The organism is Sporosarcina sp. E16_8, assembly GCF_017347095.1.
Classification (GTDB): domain Bacteria; phylum Bacillota; class Bacilli; order Bacillales_A; family Planococcaceae; genus Sporosarcina.
Genome location: NZ_JADPRZ010000097.1, coordinates 1 through 3,696, shown reverse-complemented (window position 1 = coordinate 3,696; position 3,696 = coordinate 1). Strand labels below are relative to the sequence as shown.

5 protein-coding genes are annotated in these 3,696 nt (G+C 44.2%); 1 reads left to right on the top strand and 4 read right to left on the bottom strand.

All coding sequences use genetic code 11. The annotated features are described in order from the left end of the window. Positions 1-15: 15 nt before the first annotated feature. Together I2484_RS20800 and I2484_RS20795 are read right to left on the bottom strand one after the other, a co-directional pair. A complete protein-coding gene (locus I2484_RS20800; RefSeq protein ID WP_207152959.1) occupies positions 16-213 on the bottom strand; it encodes a hypothetical protein in 198 nt (65 codons plus the stop codon). An 8-nt stretch (positions 214-221) separates the two neighbouring features. Next, the gene (locus I2484_RS20795) at positions 222-419 is read right to left on the bottom strand and encodes a hypothetical protein (protein WP_207152958.1); all 198 of its coding nucleotides are present in this window, start codon (positions 417-419) and stop codon (positions 222-224) included. A 387-nt stretch (positions 420-806) separates the two neighbouring features. Here I2484_RS20795 and I2484_RS20790 point away from each other — a divergent pair, with 387 nt between their 5' ends. Then, positions 807-3,191, top strand: coding sequence for a polyprenyl synthetase family protein (locus I2484_RS20790; RefSeq protein WP_207152957.1), 2,385 nt, complete (start codon positions 807-809; stop codon positions 3,189-3,191). Between the two features lie 87 nt (positions 3,192-3,278). On the opposite strand, the gene I2484_RS20785 is transcribed toward I2484_RS20790, so the two are convergent. Together I2484_RS20785 and I2484_RS20780 are read right to left on the bottom strand one after the other, a co-directional pair. Continuing rightward, positions 3,279-3,497 carry a hypothetical protein gene (locus I2484_RS20785; protein ID WP_207152956.1) on the bottom strand — a complete coding sequence of 73 codons (219 nt, stop codon included), beginning with the start codon at positions 3,495-3,497 and terminating at the stop codon, positions 3,279-3,281. An 8-nt stretch (positions 3,498-3,505) separates the two neighbouring features. Next, the coding region (locus I2484_RS20780) for a hypothetical protein (RefSeq protein ID WP_207152955.1) at positions 3,506-3,696 on the bottom strand (191 nt) is incomplete at its 5' end.

The window sequence follows — 3,696 nt, the reverse complement described above, 5'->3', positions numbered from 1 at the left end:
TGTCCAACGAAATCCTCAAAGTGTCCAACCAACGTGGAGGTTTCCAACAAACCCTTCGAAGTTTCCAACAAAAGCCCCGAGCTGTCCAACCAACTCGGCTAAGTGTCCAACGAAATCCTCAAAGTGTCCAACCAACGGGGAGGTTTCCAACAAACCCTTCGAAGTTTCCAACAAAAGCCCCGAGCTTTCCAACCAATCCGGCCAAGTGTCCAACGAAATCCTCAAAGTGTCCAACCAACGTGGAGGTTTCCAACAAACCCTTCGAAGTTTCCAACGAAGGCCTGGAGGTTTCCAACAAACTCGGCCAAGTGTCCAACGAAATCCTCAAAGTGTCCAACCAACGGGGAGGTTTCCAACAAACCCTCTGGAGTGTCCAACGAAAGCCCCGAGCTGTCCAAACAACTCGGCCAAGTGTCCAACGAAATCCTCAAAGTGGCCAACAAAAACCCGTAGATGCCAACTATCCGCATCCTATCTCCAACCAACCTCCTCAGATTTTCGACGGGCTATGATTTCGTAAATGAACGTTAGGTACGCTATTCGTGAAAAAATGCGTAGTTTACGCTACAATTTGATAATAATGCAATTGAAATCAGCTTTAGTGCTGACTGATTGATCAACTTGTTTGAGTTGCTGTTCTTCGTTTTATGCACAAGCACTATTTTTTAGGCTGATTGTTTCTTTTAAAGTCTGTGTATCTCTTTCTTGAATAAAATAAATATAGTTTTTGTGAAAAGTTTTGGATAGTGTTTAGATTAGCACTATTGATTTGATCAATAATACATTTAGATGAGGTATTGATTCGTATGGATGAGAAGTTAAAGAAAAGCGCCGATGCATGCTATCTGCTGGCTGAGCAGAAGGCTGCCCACTATTTTAAATTACTTTCTGAACAGCTCGTGCAAAAAACGGTTGTCCCTGTTTTGATAAAAGATATACAGTCTTGGAAACAGAACCATATTCATCCTCTCCCGTTCTTATCTATTTTTTCGCGTAGCAAGCGGAAAACTGGTTCAGAGGGGTATCACACTTATATCCAATGGCTGGATTACGCAGGTAAACTAGATAATTACTTGGATCGGAGCATTTCTTATATTTACATGCGAGATTTGGGTAAAGCCTTGGACTCGCCTGATACGCAATCCAGGGTTCGACGTACAGTTGATAGTTTGAAAAATTACCTAATTGATTCCAATCCGAAAAATCCTGGGAGCAATTTGGAGATGTTTAGCATGGCTGGGATGTATCGGCTCGCCCAGAAAGAGGGCGTTGAATCCACCATGATCTGGGCGATGGACAAATTAAAGACTGTATCCGCCCATATTCCAGAAGGCATGGATGCTGAGGAAGCCAAGCGAAAACTTATCAAAATCATAGCCGGGGTAATCCTGCATGTGGTTGAAGAAATGGACGCTGACATTACGCCTGGAGAACGTACCCGGAAACTTGATGAGGCGATTAGGCTTGGGTATTCCTATGGTCTGACGTATCCATTCATAGACGACCTTCTGGATGCCAGCGTTTTATCCAATCTAGAGAAAAAACGTTATTCCGAATTAATACGGTCCACTCTTATCACAGGATCTGTTCCTGAATTGGGAGAATGGACTGGGAAAAACGCGGAATTCATCCGATTTGCCCATTCGGAACTCCGAGATGCCTTTGAGTATATTAAGGGCCTTCAGCGACAAGAGACAAGAAAAAGTTTTTTCGAGCAGTCCTATGTGTTTTTTAATGCCCAGGAAGTGGATCGCGTCAAGGATCTATCCAATGCGAATTACACCAATGCAGAGCTTTATATCCCTGTCATTTTAAAATCCTCTTCTTCACGATTGATTACCCGTTCAGTAATAAGTGCTCCTGGGGACGCGGGCTTCGATAACCGAACATTTTTATATGGGATTTACAACCAGCTGGCGGATGATTTTGCGGACATGTTTGATGACTTAGATGAAGGAAGAGTCACACCTTATACCTATTATATGAACTATCATGATAAGCGCTCGGATCTCATAAATCCCTATGAATTGTACTGGACGGTCATCTTCAATTTGATCCATAACGTCTATCACTCAGATAGCAAGACGCGTGAGGTGATCCTTGACCGTGCCATAAACGGGCTGAAACGATTTAAAAAACGAAAGGGCACTAAAAAGTACAACGAAGTGATGCGTTTATTTGCTTCGGGAAATCCTTCATTCAATAAAGTCATCCAAAGTATGGTTCGAAAAGCGGATGATGTGGATTTCTTTGATAAACTGCTTCGAGATCATATGATTACGAATCTGAAAAGTGAACGCAATGAGCAGGAAGCCTTTTTAGAGACGGTCGAAACTGTACGCAATCAAATCAACAAATTTTTACCTATTCTAGAGGTACGGAATGGCTCTTTGATTAAAGAGTCGATAATCGATGCTGCAAATTACAGTCTGGCAGGTAATGGAAAGCGACTAAGGCCAATTATGACTTGGGTAATGGGAGTTACCGGATACGGGCTAAATGAGTCGTCAATCATGCCACTTCTGAGATCATTGGAATATATGCATACGGCATCCCTTATTTTTGATGATTTGCCATCCCAGGATAATGCGCCCACGCGTAGAGGGCGTCAAACTCTACATCAGGTGTATGACGTTGCTATAGCTGAATTAACTGGACTTTTCCTGACCCAAAAAGCAGTTGAAGAACAATCTACTCTTGACCAGTACGACCCGAAAACGGTGCTACGCTTGATTCGATATTCGTCCCAAATCGTTGGGGATATCTGTAGGGGACAGGCGATGGACTTGGATTCCAGAGGGAAATCATTGACGATTGAACAATTGAATGAGATGTGCTTTTATAAGACCGGGATCGCATTTGAAGCTTCTCTCCTAATGCCTGCCATTCTCGGCGATGCAACGGAGTTGGAAATGGAAGCGTTGAAAAGATTCGCCCGTCATGCTGGCATTGCATTTCAGATTAAGGATGACCTGCTTGATGTTGAAGGAGATCAGAACGTACTCGGAAAAGCCATTGGGAAAGATGTTGAAAACAACAATACGACATTTGTATCAATCCTAGGTACTGTCGGTGCCAGAAAAGCGATGTGGGAACATTACTGTTTTGCGATGGAAACGCTGCAAGAAATACCACGTAATACGACATTTTTGAAGCATTTTTTGACTTATATAGTGAACCGAGATCATTGAGTTTGTTGGTTTCCAACGAACTCTTCGAATTGTCCAACCAACGCCTGGAGCTGTCCAACCAACTCGGCCAAGTGTCCAACGAAATCCTCAAAGTGTCCAACGAACGGGGAGGTTTCCAACAAACCCTTCGAAGTTTCCAACAAAAGCCCCGAGCTTTCCAACCAACTCTCTGGAGTGTCCAACGAAAGCCCCGAGCTGTCCAACGAACTCGGCCAAGTGTCCAACCAACGGGGAGGCTTCCAACAAACCCTCTAGAGTGTCCAATGAAAGCCCCGAGCTGTCCAACGAACTCGGCCAAGTGTCCAACGAAATCCTCAAAGTGTCCAACCAACGGGGAGGTTTCCAACAGACTCTCTGGAGTGTCCAACCAAAGCCCCGAGCTTTCCAACCAACTCGGCGAAGTGTCCAACGAAATCCTCAAAGTGTCCAACCAACGTGGAGGTTTCCAACAAACTCTCTTGAGTGTCCAACAAAGGCCTGGAGCTTTCCAACGAACTCGGCCAAG

Bases quoted from the DNA above. Each gene is read 5' to 3' on its own strand.
- I2484_RS20790 (WP_207152957.1), top strand. From the start codon at position 807: ATGGATGAGAAGTTAAAGAAAAGCGCCGATGCATGCTATCTGCTGGCT.